The following is a 16,368-nucleotide window of genomic DNA, read 5'->3' on the forward strand; positions in this document are numbered from 1 at the left end:
ATACTTCGCAACATCATGAAATAATTTCAAGGACAGCAGGCTGTGATCTGTGTCATGTTAAGAATCAGCCTGTTAAGCAGGCCAAAAAAAACAACGCCGCATGAACGGCGTGGGACATTACATCACAACGTTAAAATGGAGAAGTTATGGGATTGCGTCAGAGTTTACGCGTCGCGAGCGGGGTACTGTTGTTGGCCTGTGGATTACAGTTTGCTCATGCGAATAGCGATCCGCACACCATCGTGTTCGGTGTTGCGCCGGGTCCATATGGTGATATGGTGAAACAGGCCATTGCCCCGACGCTGAAAGAGAAAGGCTACAAGGTAGTGGTGCGCGAATTCAGTGACTATGTCCAGCCGAATATGGCACTCTCCAACGGTAGCATTGACGCTAACTTGTTCCAGCACTCGCTCTATTTTGACAAATTCACCGCTGATAAAGGGTTGAAACTGAGCAAGCTCATTGTGGTCCCTACGGCCGGAATGGGTTTTTACTCGCATAAAATCAAAAGCCTGGATGAGCTGAAGAAAGGGGATGTCATCACCCTGTCAAACGATCCGACCAACCTGGCTCGTGGTCTGCGCTTCCTGCAATCAATCGATCTGATCACCATTAAAGACAATATCGATCCGACCAAAGCTTCCGAGCGCGATATTGCCAGCAACCCGAAGGGGTTGATCTTTAAGCCGCTGGAAGCCGCGCAACTGCCGCGTACGCTGGATGGCGTAACCGGGGCGCTGGTCAACGGCAACTTTGCTGTCGCGGCAAAACTGGATCTCTCCAGTGCCATTAAGCAGGAACATCTGGATGAGAACCTGAAAAATATCATCGCGGTACGCACTGAAGATGCGGATAAACCGTTCGCTAAAGATATCGTTGAGGCGGTGAAATCTCCGGCCTATCGTGCGGTGATTGACGATCCGAAAAATATCTACAGTGCCTTCCAGAAACCGGAATGGATGTCGGCAGCCAAATAATCGCTGCGCAAAAGGTTTAACAGGGCAGCGATGACTGCCCTTTTCGCATTTCTGAGGTGGCTATGATTGAGATAGATAAGGTTTGCGTGGATTTCACCGCAGGCCGTGGGCCGTCAACAAGGGCGGTTGATGACGTCAGCCTGCGTATCGGCGCGGGTGAGATATTTGGCATTGTCGGTACCAGCGGTGCGGGAAAGAGTACGCTTTTGCGCACCCTGAACGCCTTAACACGCCCAAGTCAGGGAAGCGTAAAGGTTAACGGAGTAGAAATCTCTGCGCTCGAAGGGGGGCATTTACGTAAGGCCCGCCAGCGTATTGGAATGATTTTCCAACACTTTAATCTGATGCATACCCGAACCGTTGCGCAAAACGTCGCCTTCAGCCTGAAAGCAGCCGGGTGGGAGCGCAGTAAAATCGGACCGCGCGTGACGGAAATTCTGTCACTGGTTGGGCTGTCCGATAAGGCTAACCGTTATCCCGTACAGCTTAGTGGTGGGCAAAAGCAGCGTGTTGGCATTGCCCGCGCTATTGCCAACCACCCGGATGTGCTGCTGTGCGATGAACCCACCTCTGCTTTGGATCTGGAAACCTCAGCCACTATTCTGGCTCTGCTCAAACAGATCAACCAACAGTTGGGGATCACGATCGTGCTGATCACTCATGAAATGAACGTGATCAAATCTATCTGCGATCGTGTGGCAGTGATGTCAGGCGGGAAAGTGGTGGAAACAGGCGAAGTGTTTGATGTCTTTGCCCACCCGCAGCATGCTTTCACGCAGCAACTGGTATCGCATACGCTCAATCTGACGCTCCCGGAACGGCTGCGGGAACATCTGCCCGGTCAATTGCTGAAAATCTTGTTTATCGGCGACTCGGCAGAACAGCCGGTGTTGTCTGAAGTGGCGGTAAAGTTTGGTGTAGCGGTGAATATCCTGCACGGCAAAATTGAGTATATCGGTGAGCGTGCGCTGGGGATCTTAGTGGTGCAACTAACTGCACCGCATAATCCTGGCGCGGTGGATGCCGCCGTGGAACATATTCGTCAACGTACTGCACAGGTGGAGGTGATTCGTGGATGATTTATTGCCGGATTTGACACTGGCGTTCAATGAAACTTTCCAGATGCTTAGCATCTCGACGGTGCTGGCGATTATTGGCGGTCTGCCGCTGGGCTTTCTCATTTTCGTTACTGACAGGCATTTATTCTGGCAGAACCGTTTTGTCTATCTGCTCAGCTCCGTGCTGGTGAATATCATCCGATCGGTGCCGTTTGTGATCCTGTTGGTGCTGTTGCTGCCGCTAACGCAGTTTCTGCTCGGTAATACCATCGGACCGATTGCGGCTTCGGTACCGCTTTCTGTTGCGGCAATTGCGTTCTATGCCCGGCTGGTGGACAGCGCGCTGCGTGAGGTTGATAAAGGAATCATTGAAGCGGCAGAAGCCTTTGGCGCCAGCCCGATGCGTATTATCTGTACGGTTCTGTTACCGGAGGCCAGCGCGGGTCTGCTGCGTGGACTGACGATAACGCTGGTGAGTTTGATTGGATACTCCGCAATGGCCGGAATTGTTGGCGGCGGTGGCGTTGGCGACCTGGCTATTCGCTTCGGTTATTACCGTTACGAAACCCAGGTGATGATTGTCACCGTGGTGGCACTGATTATTCTGGTGCAGGTCGTACAGGTATTTGGCGACTGGCTGGCGAAACGTGCCGACAAGCGTGACAGGCATTAATACGCGCTAATAACAGGCCGGGCAAGCGTAGCTAAGCCCGGCATGCGAATTCTATTACTGCGTCTGAACCCAGTCGGCAACCTCCTGCCATGTGCCGCGAAAAACAATTTTTGCGGCTTTCTTTTCCAGCTGATAGCGATACATCGGATCGTAATATTCGTTGAGTAATGGCACCAGCCAGCCCATGTGACCATCGGTACCGCCATTAGTCTGCTGTTCCGTCAGAGCAACATCGAGCAATGCGGTGAGCTCTGCGAAGCGTTGTAACCCCAGACGACGGCGAATAGCGAACAGACCGTGGTGCAGATATTCGCTGTACTCTCGCCAGCCCTGGGTTTCCCCATAAGCTTGCGTAAAATCGTGGTGCATGCGCACAAAATACTCTTCACGAAGCCGCTCGAGACGTAGCTCAAAGGGATCTTCCACTACCGCAATAGACGCCTGGCTCATGCGTTCACGCAAGCATTCGGGCAAATGATTGGCACCAATCATGCGGCCTTCATCTTCCAGCACCCAGCGATGCAGGTCCTGACGGCTATCGGTTTTCAGCATCTCGACCGCCAGCAGATTTTCAAAACTGGCCTGGCTCAGTTGGGGTTCTACCGTGCGACCAAAAGAAGAGCCGCGATGGTGCGCTAAGCCTTCAAGATCTACGCCGTTCGGCTGCTGTTGCACCAACTGCGTTTTACCGCTCCCGGTACAGCCGCCAATTAAGATGATGGGTTTTTGTACCAGTTCTTCGGTCACTTGCATCGCCGCCTGCCGAAGCGCTTTATACCCGCCTGCTATCAATGGGTAATTGATGCCGGATTCGCGCAGCCATTGCTGCACAATATGTGAGCGCTGACCGCCGCGCGCACAGCATAAATATCCCTCAGGATGTAGACGACAGGCATCTTGCCAGGCTTTCATCCGCTGTTGACGGATGTCACCACTGACAAGTTGATGCCCAAGCGCGAGTGCCGCTTCCGGTCCCTGACGCTTGTAACAGATGCCGACCGCGGTACGTTCCTCGTTATCCATTAAAGGCAGGTTAATTGCGCCAGGCATGGCACCTTGTTGAAATTCGACGGGCGCGCGTACATCGATTAAAGGCGTACCGGCGAGCAGAATCGCACGATAGTCCGTTCCATCGTTCATGTTGAATCCTGAAAATACAAAACAGCAATGGAGGGGATTTTACGCGCTGATAGAGGGAGTGGGGAAGGATAAGATTCTTTCCCCGACATTTTATGTGTTACTTCAGCTTACTTTGCGCCCAGATAATCCCACTGGCGTATTCCGGCGGCAGAAGGGGAATGAGTGCTTCCAGCGTTGCGCTCAGGCGAGCGGTATCGCTGTCCGTCAGGTTCAAGTGACCGACCTTACGGCCTTCGCGCACCTCTTTGTCATACCAGTGCAGGTGCACCAGTGGCAACTTCAGCCAGTCGTAGTTCAGGTCAGTACCGATAAGATTCACCATGACCGAAGGATTGTTCACTACCGGCGTGGGTAATGGCAGGTCGGTAATGGCGCGCAGGTGCAGTTCAAACTGGCTGATGCTGGCGCCGTTTTGCGTCCAGTGCCCACTGTTGTGTACGCGCGGGGCCAGTTCGTTAATCAGCAAGCCTTCCGGGGTGATGAAACACTCCATCGCCATTACGCCGACATAGCCCAACTCCTGCATAATAGCGGACAACATCGCTTCAGCCTGTTCCTGCTGTTTCGCATTGGCTTGCGGAAATACCACGCTGGTACGCAGAATGCCGTCCTGATGCAGGTTATGGGTCAGCGGATAAAAGACTGTGCTGCCGTCATGAGCGCGAGCGCCCACCAGCGACACTTCACCTGAGAAGTTTATGCCTCGTTCGACAATGCATTCGCCGTAGCAGTCGTCTGGAAGTTGTTCAGTTTCATTGACGCGTAAACGCCACTGACCACGACCGTCGTAGCCGCCGACACGACGCTTCACGATTGCCAGTTCGCCCAGTTTGTCGAATATTGCAGACCACTCGTTATTATCCGCCAGCAGTTGCCACGGCGCGGTCGCCAAGCCGAGCTTGTCAAAAAGCTGCTTTTGCGTCAGACGGTCGGCAATAATCGGGAACACATCGCGGTTAACAAACGCCGGATGGCGGGCCAGCTCGCGAGTGAGTGCGGTTTCCGGCCAGCGCTCAATTTCAGCGGTAATCACGCTTTGCTGAAAGGGGACGGCCGCAGGTTCGGCATCCAGGCCAACGGGCCAGACTGCAATGCCCAACGGCTCGCCTGCCTGACGCAACATGCGCCCTAGCTGACCGTTACCAAGTATGCAAACCTGCTTCATGCCGCACCTCGCGGGTCCGGGTTCTCCAGCACCTCATCGGTTTGCGCTTTACGCCAGTCGATCAGACGCTGGTGTAGCGTTTTATCGTGGGTTGCCAGAATTTGCGCCGCCAGCAGTGCCGCATTTGCCGCACCCGCTTTGCCAATCGCCAGCGTGCCAACCGGAATGCCGCGCGGCATCTGCACGATGGAATAGAGGCTGTCTACGCCGCTCAGGGCAGCACTTTGTACCGGAACACCTAAAACAGGTACCAGCGTTTTCGCCGCAATCATGCCAGGCAGATGTGCTGCACCACCTGCACCGGCAATAATCACCTGATAGCCGTTCTCTTCTGCGCTCTCGGCGAAGCTGAACAGTTTATCGGGGGTGCGGTGAGCAGAGACAACTTCAACGTGGTGCGGGACATCCAGGATTTCGAAGATTTCGGCGGCGAACTGCATGGTAGTCCAGTCGCTTTTGGACCCCATCACGATGGCGACACGCGCCGGATTATTGCGGGAAGACATGCGTCTTAAAACTCCTGTGGTGCGAAACACACTGCTTTCGAGGCGAGAGAGAATAGCATGATATACAAGCAAGGAAAACGGTTGCGCAGCGAAATGTTAACGCCTGGATGTAATCCCCTGGAGGGTTTACTGGGAGATTTTTCATGGTCAAACAGGCCGTTACGCTGGGCTGTAGGGAAGTGGCAGATTTTCGATTATTGAAGCATTGGGTTTTGTTATTAGCCGCCGGTCAAAGTGCGTTTCTTCGTTATGTCGGCGAGGAGCGTTCATATATCGGTGGCTTAGTTACTTCTTTCCACTCTTTTTTGAGAAGCGCGTAGATAAAGGTGTCATCGTGGGGCGCGAAGCGGACATTCTCCAGCGGTATCGCTTACAAAAGTAGCAGTGCTAAAGATACCGACCCTGTAAACAATTTTTTATGAATAGTGCAACCTGCGGATCGTTCTTTCAGTCGCTCACACGCCACCATGCCTTGATAACACAATTTCGTATTTGGCATCCATTCGCATTCACCGAATGTCGGTACGATAATTCTGCTATTCAAATTGAGCACAGGATCACATTTAATCGCCTTATTACGGTTCAGCATGTTGAACAAGGTATATTTTCCACTACACAATGCCGATATCATTTATTCCAATAGCAAGAGGGAGCCATTATGGTTCGCAAAGGGTGTAATTCATTAGTCCGTGCTGAAAAAATATTAACCCATATTGCGTGGGTAGGTGTGGCGAGTTATATGGAATTATTAAAAAAATTTCAGTATCCCAAAAGTAGCCTGCTTAATTTACTGAATGTGATGGTGGAATGTGGTTTCTTAATTAAAAATAAAAATGGCCATTATTCACTGGGGATAAAAAACTACGAACTGGGATGTCAGGCACTGCACCGCCAGAATATTTTTGAAGTGACGAAGCGGCCAATGCAGGAGCTGTCGTTGAAAAGCGGCCTGGTTTGTCATCTGGGCGCGATGGAGAGCTATTCTGCTATCTATCTTGACAAGATTGAAAGCCCGGATTCGGTGCCGACCAGCAAAAGCTGGATTGGCAAAAAACTTGAATTACATATTACCGCACTGGGTAAGGCGTTATTGGCCTGGAAAACGAGAGAAGAGTTGGATTATTTTTTAGATGCTCTTACGTTGACTCCACATACGCGCAATACATTTACTGATAAAAAATTATTTCTGGAAGAACTGCAAAAAACGCGGCTTCGGGGATGGGCCATAGATAACGAAGAATCGACCTATGGTGCAGTATGTTTAAGTATGCCTGTATTCAATATGTATAACCGGGTTAATTATGCGATCTCGCTATCAGGCGATCCGGTGGTTTACTCAGGAAATAAGATCGACGGTTATCTGGAACTGCTCCGAAAGTGTGCCGGGCAAATATCATATGGACTGGGATACATAAGCGAAAATGAATATTTACGAAAAGGAAATTGAAGTAATGAAAAAATTCAGCGGCATTATTCCACCGGTATCCAGTACGTTTCATCGTGACGGAACCATTGATAAAACGGCAATGCGCCAGGTTGCCGACTTCCTGATTAATAAAGGAGTCGACGGGCTGTTTTACCTTGGCACCGGTGGTGAATTTAGCCAGATGAATACCGCCCAGCGCATGGCGCTCACCGAAGAAGCCATATCCGTTGTTGGTGGGAGGGTTCCTGTATTGATTGGCGTCGGTTCGCCTTCCACTGATGAAGCGGTCAAATTGGCGCGGCATGCCGAATCCTGCGGTGCTGACGGTGTCGTCGCCATCAACCCTTACTACTGGAAGGTCGCGTCACGAAATCTTGACGACTATTACCAGCAGATCGCTCGTAGCGTCACTTTGCCGGTAATCCTGTACAACTTTCCGGATTTGACGGGCCAGGACTTAACCCCGGAGACAGTGAAACGTTTGGCCTTGCAAAATGAGAATATCGTTGGCATCAAAGACACCATCGACAGTGTCGGTCACTTGCGCACGATGATTAACGCAGTTAAGTCAGTGCGCCCGTCGTTTTCTGTATTTTGCGGCTATGACGACCATTTACTGAACACCTTGCTGTTAGGGGGGGACGGCGCGATTTCAGCCAGTGCTAACTTTGCACCGGAACTCTCCGTTGGTATCTACCGTGCCTGGCGCGAAGGTGATCTGGCAACCGCCGCCAACCTGAACAAAAAGCTACTGCAACTGCCATCTATTTACGCTCTGGAAACGCCGTTTGTCTCGCTAATCAAATACGGTATGCAATGCGTAGGGTTACCAGTAGAGACTTATTGCTTGCCGCCAATTCTTGAGGTGTCAGAAGAAGCCAAAGAAAAAGTCCATGCACTGTTGGTTGCGCAGGGTATTTTACCGGTCTGAGGAGAATCTCATGTCTGTACGCAATATTTTTGCTGACGAGAGTCACGATATCTACACCGTCAGAACGCACGCCAATGGCCCTGATGGTGAACTGCCGCTGACGGCGGAGATGTTAATCAACCGCCCGAGTGGGGATCTGTTTGGTATGACCATGAATGCCGGAATGGGCTGGTCTCCGGATGAGCTGGATCGGGATGGTATTTTACTGCTCAGTACGCTCGGTGGCTTACGCGGCGCAGACGGTAAGCCTGTTGCACTGGCGCTGCACCAGGGGCACTACGAGCTGGATATCCAGATGAAAGCGGCGGCTGAGGTTATTAAAGCGAACAGTGCCTTGCCCTATGCTGTGTATGTCTCCGATCCTTGTGATGGACGCACGCAGGGCACGACCGGGATGTTTGATTCGCTACCGTACCGTAACGATGCCTCAATGGTGATGCGCCGTCTTATCCGCTCTCTGCCCGATGTGAAAGCAGTCATTGGCGTGGCTAGCTGTGACAAGGGGCTTCCGGCTACCATGATGGCACTCGCCGCGCAGCATGATAAAGCGACGGTATTGGTGCCTGGTGGTGCGACGCTACCTGCAAGAGATGGGGAAGATAACGGTAAGGTGCAGACCATAGGCGCACGCTTTGCTAATGGTGAGTTATCACTACAGGACGCACGCCGTGCCGGCTGCAAGGCCTGTGCCTCATCCGGAGGTGGCTGTCAATTTCTGGGTACTGCCGGGACATCGCAGGTTGTGGCCGAAGGATTGGGGCTGGCGATTCCGCACTCGGCATTGGCCCCTTCTGGTGAGCCGGTGTGGCAGGAGATCGCCAGAGCTTCCGCAAGGGCGGCGTTGAACCTGTGCCAGCAAGGCATTACCACCCGGGAGATACTCACCGATAAAGCGATTGAGAATGCGATGACTGTCCATGCGGCGTTTGGCGGCTCGACAAACCTGCTGCTCCACATCCCGGCGATTGCCCATCAGGCAGGCTGCCATATCCCAACCGTTGACGACTGGATCCGCATCAATAAGCGGGTGCCCCGACTGGTGAGTGTGCTGCCCAATGGCCCTATTTACCATCCAACTGTTAATGCCTTCATGGCGGGCGGTGTGCCGGAAGTGATGCTGCATTTGCGCAATCTTGGATTGCTACATGAAGACGTTATGACTGTAACCGGCAGTACACTGAAGGAGAACCTGGACTGGTGGGAGCACTCAGAACGCCGACAGCGATTCAAACAGCTACTGCGCGAACAAGAACAGATCGACGCTGACGAGGTGATCATGTCGCCGCAGCAAGCGAAGGCACGTGGCTTAACCTCAACAATTACCTTCCCAGTGGGTAATATTGCTCCGGAAGGGTCAGTGATCAAATCCACAGCCATCGATCCATCGGTGATTGATGATCAGGGAGTCTATTACCATAAAGGTGTGGCGAAGGTCTATCTGTCCGAGAAAAGTGCAATTTACGATATCAAGCACGACAAAATTAAAGCGGGCGATATTCTGGTCATTATCGGTGTTGGTCCTTCCGGTACCGGGATGGAGGAAACCTACCAGGTTACCAGCGCGCTGAAACACCTGTCATACGGTAAGCATGTTTCACTGATTACCGATGCGCGTTTCTCGGGCGTTTCCACTGGCGCGTGTATAGGTCATGTGGGGCCAGAAGCGCTGGCCGGAGGACCAGTCGGTAAATTACGCACTGGAGATATTATCGAAATTAAAATTGATTGCCGCGAGCTTCAGGGCGAAGTCAATTTCCTCGGAACCCGTAACGATGAAAAATTACCCTCAAGGGAGGAGGCAACAGCAATATTAAACGCCAGACTCAGTCATCAGGATTTACTTCCTGATCCTGAACTGCCCGATGATACCCGGCTTTGGGCAATGCTCCAGGCAGTTAGCGGCGGCACATGGATGGGTTGTATTTATGATGTGAATAAAATCGGTGCTGCGCTGCGAGATTATATTAATAAGAACTAATAGTAAAAAATAAAAAAATCCAGACACCCTAATAATTTGACTATGCGTTATAAATCATTTGCGTAGCCAGATTATTAGGGGTCGTTACCCTACAATGAGAGGACATTATGCCGCTAATTATCGTTGTGGCAGGGATTGCCTTACTCCTGCTTTTGACTATAAAAATTAAGCTTAATACGTTTGTATCTTTAATTATTGTCTCGATTGCTGTCGCCATCGCCAGTGGAATGGAACTGAATAAAGTCGTAACCTCGGTTGAGTCTGGTCTTGGCGGTACGCTGGGACATATTGGCTTGATATTCGGATTCGGCGTTATGCTCGGTCGATTACTGGCTGACGCGGGTGGTGCGCAGCGAATAGCTCTGACCATGCTGAATTATTTCGGGAAAAATAAACTTGACTGGGCGGTAGTCTGTTCAGCATTTATTGTCGGTATTGCACTTTTTTTTGAAGTCGGTTTAATCCTTCTGGTACCTATTTTATTCGCTATTGCCCGTGAAGCCAAAATATCGCCGATGTTTATGTGTGTGCCGATGCTCTCCGGTTTGCTGGTCGCGCACGGTTTTTTACCACCTCACCCCGGCCCGACGGTGATCGCCCGTGAATATGGTGCGGATGTAGGATTGGTATTGATATACGGTATTATTGTCGGCATTCCAACCTTTATTCTTTGCGGCCCGGTGCTGAATAAATTCTGCCAGCGCATTATTCCGGACGCCTTTAAAAAAGAGGGTAATATTGCCTCCCTGGGTGCAACCCGCCGATTCAGCGAAAGCGAAATGCCTGGCTTTGGGATCAGTTTTCTCACGGCAATGCTGCCAGTGATCCTGATGGCGGTAGTCACTATCATCCAGATGGCCCATGCCAAAAGCGCCGCGGACTCAGGCTTGTTCTACAACGTGATGCTGTTCTTAGGTAACTCGACGATCGCCATGCTGATTTCACTGCTGTTTGCGATCTATACCATGGGACTGGGCCGTGGGAAAACAATCCCTGACCTGATGGATTCCTGCGGGAAAGCGATTGCGGGTATTGCCGGTCTGCTGCTGATTATCGGTGGTGGTGGTGCATTCAAGCAGGTTCTCATCGACTCTGGCGTCGGTCAGTATATTTCCACCCTGGTGTCGGGCACGGATATCAACCCGATCCTGATGGCATGGGGCGTAGCCGCATTCTTACGTATTTGTCTGGGTTCTGCCACCGTCGCGGCGATCTCTACCGCCGGGCTGGTCATTCCGCTGCTGGCGGTACATCCTAATACCAACCTGGCCTTGATTACACTGGCTACCGGTGCGGGATCCTGTATTTGCTCCCACGTAAACGACGCCAGCTTCTGGATGATCAAAGACTTCTTCGGTCTGACCACCAAAGAGACGCTGTTGTCATGGACGCTGATGTCAACCCTATTATCCATATGCGGGTTGCTGTTTATTCTGGTTGCCAGCATTATTTTATAATAGTGTGTTCGCCAGTGAACCGCTTTGCCGGTTTACTGGCTCCCCTGTATCTCACAACAACAAGACAAAACTCAGACCTTCTGGTTGTCGCCTTATCTTATATGCCAACTCACAGATTTAACGGTCGGTGTCTTTGTCGTTTCGTTGGGAAAAGAGGGGCCTGGATATTGATGCTGAAGCAGCCATACGCACTCTCTTAAACACGACAGGGCATTTTTATTATTGTGGAAGGACGCTTCTGCTTTGCATTATCACGTTGTGTAGTAAACGTTACAGCAAATGGTCGCGATAATTTAAAACGGGAAAGCGATCAGTTCGACATTGTCTGGGGTGACTTTGACCATCGAGCCTTCAGTGTGCCATGCCCCGAGAACCACGCGGAAAGCGGGTTGTTTATTGGCGGTCAGTTTATGAACTGCCGGGCGATGAGTATGACCATGAATCAGCCACTGAACCTGATGTTTTTCCATCTCGGCAACGACGGCCAGTGGATTCACATCCATGATCTCCAGTGATTTACTGCTGTTAGCGGCTTTGCTGTTGGCGCGCATTTTCGCGGCAATACGCTGGCGAATAAATAAAGGCAGGGCAAGAAACAGAGTTTGTAACCAGGGTTGGTGAACTTTGGCGCGAAAAGCCTGATAGCCCGTATCATCGGTGCACAGGGTGTCTCCGTGCATGATTAATACTTTTCGGCCATACAGATCGAGCACTTTTTCCTGCGGCAATAGGGTCATGCCGCTTTCACGGGCAAAACGTTTGCCGAGCAGAAAATCTCGGTTGCCGTGAATAAAAAAGCAGGGGATGCCTGAATCAGCCAGCGCTTTTATCGCGGCGGCGATTTGCTGATGCAGGGGATTGGGGTCGTCGTCGCCTATCCAGGCTTCGAAGAGATCGCCAAGAATGTACAGCGCATCAGCCTGGCGTGCTTCACCGGATAAAAAACGCAGAAAACCGGCGGTGATCGCCGGTTCTTCCGTGCAGAGGTGAAGATCTGCAATAAACAGTGTCGCCACGATTACTCGCTGACGGTCACGTTTTCGATGATAACGTCTTCTTTTGGTACGTCCTGGTGCATACCGCTTCGACCAGTGGAAACGCCTTTGATTTTATCAACCACGTCCATACCTTCGACAACTTCAGCAAACACACAGTAACCCCAACCCTGCATGCTTTCACCGGAGAAGTTCAGGAAGTCGTTGTCTGCAACGTTGATGAAGAACTGGGCAGTCGCGGAGTGCGGAGCCTGAGTACGGGCCATTGCCAGCGTACCACGAGTGTTTTTCAGACCGTTGTTGGCTTCGTTTTTGATCGCTTCTTTAGTGGCTTTTTGTTTCATGCCTGGCTCAAAACCGCCACCCTGGATCATGAAACCGTTAATCACACGGTGGAAAATGGTGTTGTTGTAGAAACCTTCGCGGCAGTAGTCCAGGAAGTTTTTAACTGTTTCAGGCGCTTTATCATCAAAAGTTTTGATTACGATATCGCCGTGATTAGTGTGGAAAGTAACCATTTTTGCATCCTGTTCCGATAGAGTAGTGCTTCGACCCTGGTCAGGGTCACATATAGGGGCTTGTTATAGCATAACCGCAAGGTTCGATCACCTTGCAAAGTGTGCTGCTTCGAGGCCAATTTATAGGTATTATAGGGCTTTGTTATCCACACACGTCTACACGGAATCTTCGATGTTAAAAATCTTTAATACACTGACGCGCCAAAAAGAGGAATTCAAACCTATTCATGCCGGGGAAGTCGGCATGTACGTGTGTGGTATTACCGTTTACGATCTCTGTCATATTGGTCACGGGCGTACCTTTGTTTCTTTCGACGTCGTGGCGCGCTATCTGCGCTTTCTCGGCTACAAGCTGAAGTACGTGCGTAACATTACTGATATCGATGATAAAATCATTAAGCGCGCTAATGAAAATGGCGAAAGCTTTGTGGCGCTGGTCGATAGAATGATCGCGGAAATGCATAAGGATTTCGACGCGCTGAATATTCTGCGTCCGGATCTCGAACCGCGAGCGACACATCATATCGCTGAAATTATTGAAATCACCGAGCAACTTATTGCTAAAGGTCACGCCTACGTGGCGGATAATGGTGACGTGATGTTCGATGTACCCACCGATCCGCATTACGGCCAGTTGTCGCGCCAGGATCTGGATCAACTGCAGGCGGGTGCTCGCGTTGATGTGGTCGATGTGAAGCGTAACCCAATGGACTTCGTTCTGTGGAAGATGTCCAAAGAGGGTGAGCCGAGCTGGCCGTCGCCGTGGGGCGCGGGCCGCCCTGGCTGGCACATTGAGTGCTCGGCAATGAACTGCAAACAGCTGGGTAACCATTTCGATATTCACGGCGGTGGTTCAGATCTGATGTTCCCACACCATGAAAATGAAATCGCTCAGTCCACCTGCGCGCATGACGGTGAATACGTCAACTACTGGATGCACTCTGGCATGGTGATGGTTGATCGCGAGAAAATGTCCAAATCGCTGGGCAACTTCTTTACCGTACGTGATGTTCTGAAATACTACGATGCCGAAACCATTCGCTACTTCCTGATGTCCGGTCACTATCGTAGCCAGTTGAACTACAGCGAAGAGAACCTGAAACAGGCTCGCTCAGCGCTGGAGCGTCTGTACACTGCGCTGCGTGGTACTGATAAATCCGTTGCGCCAGCCGGTGGTGAAGCCTTTGAAGCGCGTTTCATTGAAGCCATGAACGATGACTTCAATACTCCGGAAGCCTACTCTGTGCTGTTTGATATGGCGCGTGAGGTTAACCGTCTGAAAGGCGAAGATATGGCTGCAGCTAACGCGATGGCTTCACATCTGCGTAAACTGTCCGGTGTTCTGGGACTGCTGGAGCAGGAGCCGGAAGTGTTCCTGCAAAGTGGCGCACAGGCGGATGACGGTGAAGTTGCTGAAATCGAAGCGTTGATCCAACAGCGTTTAGATGCCCGTAAAGCGAAAGACTGGGCAGCAGCTGATGCTGCGCGTGACCGTCTGAACGAGATGGGTATTGTGCTGGAAGATGGTCCGCAGGGAACCACCTGGCGTCGTAAATAATCGTATTGCCGGATGGCGATGACGCTTATCCGGCCTGGAAAATATGAGCCGCTCTCAGGCCGGGTAAGGTGTTAGTCACCACCCGGCTTTTTAACGTCTGCGCCACCACAATAAACTCATCACTATCAATCCCGGCAGCCATACCCATATTAGTTCCGAGATAATGACCTGATATCCGTACGGCGTGGCATAGCGTGACAACGCAAACGGCGCGACCTTAATCACCTGCCACGGCGCAAAGAAGCGTTCATCTGACCATGGCCAAAGCCAGCCTACACCTTTGCCACCGGTAGTGACTGAATCCAGCAGGCTATGCGACAGCAGTGAAACTGTCAGGAATAGCCAGCAGCGAATCAAGCCGGTTTTAAACCATCGTCGGCCAATCATCACGCAGAGCAGCGGTACGACAAAGGCAAACAACAACGAGTGGGTAAATCCGCGATGGCCAAACACGTTTCCATAGGCGACGCCGAACTTAAATGACAGGACGTCCGCATCCGGTAGCATCGCCAGTACGATCCCGGTGAACAGTAAACGTGGTGGAATAACGTTGAGTCCCAGGCCTAAACCTAAACAAATCGGAACGGCAGCGTGGGTAATAATGGTTGGCATGAGGTTCACTTCGAATGAGAAAACAACATGTTAGAAGTTTACTGTGAAGAGATGATGAAGTCAGTTACCTGACAATGGAGAAAACTGGCCGGATAAGGTGTAAACCGCATCCGGCACTCGGGATCACGCGACGACGTTAATGCTGTGACCTTCAAAACTGACGGTCTGTCCGGCAACGATTTTGCAGCGTTTACGCGTTTCCACTGCACCATCGACCTTCACTAACCCTTCGCTAATGGCAATTTTTGCCTGGGCACCGCTTTCGCTCCAGCCTTCCAGCTTCAGCAAATCGCAGAGTTCAACGTGTGGGTGCTTACCCAGTGAAAATGTGGCCATCTTAAACTTCCTTTACATCGTGATATTCAACGCACGCTTGCAGCGTGTTTTCGATAAGTGTTGCGACAGTCATTGGGCCTACGCCGCCGGGTACTGGTGTGATGTACGATGCCCGCGCAGCCGCATCGTCGAACACCACATCGCCAACAACCTTGCCATTCTCCAGACGGTTGATGCCGACATCAATCACAATTGCACCTTCTTTGATCCACTCACCGGGAATAAAGCCAGGTTTGCCGACGGCTACAATCAGCAGGTCTGCATGTTCAACGTGACGACGCAGATCTTTGGTGAACCGATGGGTGACCGTGGTAGTACAACCCGCCAGCAGCAGTTCCATGCTCATCGGGCGACCAACAATATTCGATGCCCCAATAACCACGGCATTCAGGCCATAGGTGTCGATGTTGTAACGCTCAAGCAAGGTCACTATTCCGCGCGGGGTACACGGGCGCAGGCGCGGCGCGCGCTGGCACAGGCGTCCGACGTTATACGGGTGGAACCCGTCGACGTCTTTATCCGGCGCAATGCGTTCCAGCACTTTAACGTTGTCGATACCCGCCGGTAACGGCAGCTGTACCAGGATACCATCGATGGTGGTATCCGCATTGAGCGTATCGATCAGCTCAAGAAGCTCCGCCTCGCTGGTGGTTTCAGGCAGGTCATAGGAGCGGGAGACAAACCCCACTTCGTCGCAGGCTTTGCGTTTACTTGCTACATAAATTTGCGAAGCCGGGTTGCTACCTACCAGCACAACAGCTAATCCTGGGGCGCGTAATCCAGCCGCTAAGCGTGCCTGAACTTTTTGAGCAACCTCAGAGCGCACCTGCTGCGCAATCGTTTTACCGTCAATAATCTTTGCTGCCATCAGAGAGAGGATTCCGTCTGTTACGTTAAACCGAAGGGGATGTGACTATTTTGTCAGAAGCGGGGCGTGCTGTCAGTTTTCGTTTGCGATTTTACGTGCGATTACGGGAGTACTGTCAGAGAGCAGGGTGGCGCAAGACACAGGATCCAGCGAAATAAATAGTGCGCGTG

Annotated in this window: 16 protein-coding genes; 8 read left to right on the forward strand and 8 right to left on the reverse strand. The window is 51.5% G+C overall.

Translation table 11 applies throughout. From position 1 onward, the window contains the following. The first annotated feature begins 146 nt into the window (after positions 1–146). The 3 genes from LG384_RS05815 (at position 147) to LG384_RS05825 (ending at position 2,708) form a co-directional block, all read left to right on the forward strand. Positions 147–977: a MetQ/NlpA family ABC transporter substrate-binding protein gene (locus LG384_RS05815; protein ID WP_045440722.1), complete on the forward strand. Its 831-nt coding sequence runs from the start codon at positions 147–149 to the stop codon at positions 975–977. Between the two features lie 62 nt (positions 978–1,039). Continuing rightward, positions 1,040–2,056 (forward strand): virulence-associated ABC transporter ATP-binding protein SfbB, encoded by a 1,017-nt coding sequence (sfbB, locus tag LG384_RS05820; protein ID WP_045440724.1) that lies wholly within the window; start codon positions 1,040–1,042, stop codon positions 2,054–2,056. Next, on the forward strand, positions 2,049–2,708 hold the full coding sequence (locus LG384_RS05825) for a methionine ABC transporter permease (RefSeq protein ID WP_045440727.1): 660 nt from the start codon (positions 2,049–2,051) through the stop codon (positions 2,706–2,708). The genes sfbB and LG384_RS05825 overlap by 8 nt, the downstream gene beginning before the upstream one ends. A 54-nt stretch (positions 2,709–2,762) precedes the next feature. Here LG384_RS05825 and mnmH read toward each other — a convergent pair whose 3' ends face one another. The 3 genes from mnmH to purE form a co-directional block, all read right to left on the reverse strand. After that, positions 2,763–3,848 (reverse strand): tRNA 2-selenouridine(34) synthase MnmH, encoded by a 1,086-nt coding sequence (gene mnmH / locus LG384_RS05830; RefSeq protein ID WP_225760603.1) that lies wholly within the window; start codon positions 3,846–3,848, stop codon positions 2,763–2,765. Between the two features lie 97 nt (positions 3,849–3,945). Beyond that, complete coding sequence (gene purK, locus LG384_RS05835) at positions 3,946–5,013, reverse strand: 5-(carboxyamino)imidazole ribonucleotide synthase (protein ID WP_225760604.1); 1,068 nt, start codon at positions 5,011–5,013, stop codon at positions 3,946–3,948. Next, a complete protein-coding gene (purE, locus tag LG384_RS05840; protein ID WP_045440795.1) occupies positions 5,010–5,519 on the reverse strand; it encodes a 5-(carboxyamino)imidazole ribonucleotide mutase in 510 nt (169 codons plus the stop codon). The genes purK and purE overlap by 4 nt, the downstream gene beginning before the upstream one ends. Positions 5,520–6,177: 658 nt before the next feature. On the opposite strand from purE, the gene LG384_RS05845 reads away from it, so the two are divergent. The 4 genes from LG384_RS05845 (at position 6,178) to LG384_RS05860 (ending at position 11,311) form a co-directional block, all read left to right on the forward strand. Next, positions 6,178–6,966, forward strand: coding sequence for an IclR family transcriptional regulator (locus LG384_RS05845; protein WP_045440798.1), 789 nt, complete (start codon positions 6,178–6,180; stop codon positions 6,964–6,966). A 4-nt stretch (positions 6,967–6,970) separates the two neighbouring features. Continuing rightward, positions 6,971–7,876: a dihydrodipicolinate synthase family protein gene (locus tag LG384_RS05850; protein ID WP_144243052.1), complete on the forward strand. Its 906-nt coding sequence runs from the start codon at positions 6,971–6,973 to the stop codon at positions 7,874–7,876. A 10-nt stretch (positions 7,877–7,886) separates the two neighbouring features. Further along, positions 7,887–9,854, forward strand: a complete 1,968-nt coding sequence (yjhG, locus tag LG384_RS05855; protein ID WP_200041953.1) for a xylonate dehydratase YjhG — start codon at positions 7,887–7,889, stop codon at positions 9,852–9,854. Positions 9,855–9,961: 107 nt separating this feature from the next. After that, complete coding sequence (locus tag LG384_RS05860; protein WP_225760605.1) at positions 9,962–11,311, forward strand: GntP family permease; 1,350 nt, start codon at positions 9,962–9,964, stop codon at positions 11,309–11,311. Between the two features lie 293 nt (positions 11,312–11,604). Here the strand turns inward: LG384_RS05860 and lpxH are convergent, their stop codons facing one another. Then, entirely contained in the window at positions 11,605–12,327 is a 723-nt protein-coding gene (gene lpxH / locus LG384_RS05865; protein WP_225760606.1) for a UDP-2,3-diacylglucosamine diphosphatase, read from the reverse strand. 2 nt (positions 12,328–12,329) lie between these two features. After that, complete coding sequence (gene ppiB / locus LG384_RS05870) at positions 12,330–12,824, reverse strand: peptidylprolyl isomerase B (protein WP_003021875.1); 495 nt, start codon at positions 12,822–12,824, stop codon at positions 12,330–12,332. Positions 12,825–12,996: 172 nt separating this feature from the next. Between ppiB and cysS the strand changes: the two genes are divergently transcribed. Further along, positions 12,997–14,382 carry a cysteine--tRNA ligase gene (gene cysS / locus LG384_RS05875; RefSeq protein WP_048221915.1) on the forward strand — a complete coding sequence of 462 codons (1,386 nt, stop codon included), beginning with the start codon at positions 12,997–12,999 and terminating at the stop codon, positions 14,380–14,382. Between the two features lie 90 nt (positions 14,383–14,472). Here the strand turns inward: cysS and LG384_RS05880 are convergent, their stop codons facing one another. The 3 genes from LG384_RS05880 to folD form a co-directional block, all read right to left on the reverse strand. After that, positions 14,473–14,994 (reverse strand): metal-dependent hydrolase, encoded by a 522-nt coding sequence (locus LG384_RS05880; RefSeq protein WP_200012255.1) that lies wholly within the window; start codon positions 14,992–14,994, stop codon positions 14,473–14,475. A gap of 123 nt (positions 14,995–15,117) precedes the next feature. Further along, positions 15,118–15,330 carry a ribosome-associated protein YbcJ gene (ybcJ, locus tag LG384_RS05885; RefSeq protein WP_045440819.1) on the reverse strand — a complete coding sequence of 71 codons (213 nt, stop codon included), beginning with the start codon at positions 15,328–15,330 and terminating at the stop codon, positions 15,118–15,120. Position 15,331: 1 nt separating this feature from the next. Continuing rightward, the gene (gene folD / locus LG384_RS05890) at positions 15,332–16,198 is read right to left on the reverse strand and encodes a bifunctional methylenetetrahydrofolate dehydrogenase/methenyltetrahydrofolate cyclohydrolase FolD (RefSeq protein WP_045440822.1); all 867 of its coding nucleotides are present in this window, start codon (positions 16,196–16,198) and stop codon (positions 15,332–15,334) included. Positions 16,199–16,368 lie beyond the last annotated feature (170 nt).

This window comes from Citrobacter sp. Marseille-Q3906, assembly GCF_916618775.1.
GTDB classification, from domain to species: Bacteria; Pseudomonadota; Gammaproteobacteria; order Enterobacterales; family Enterobacteriaceae; genus Citrobacter; species Citrobacter murliniae.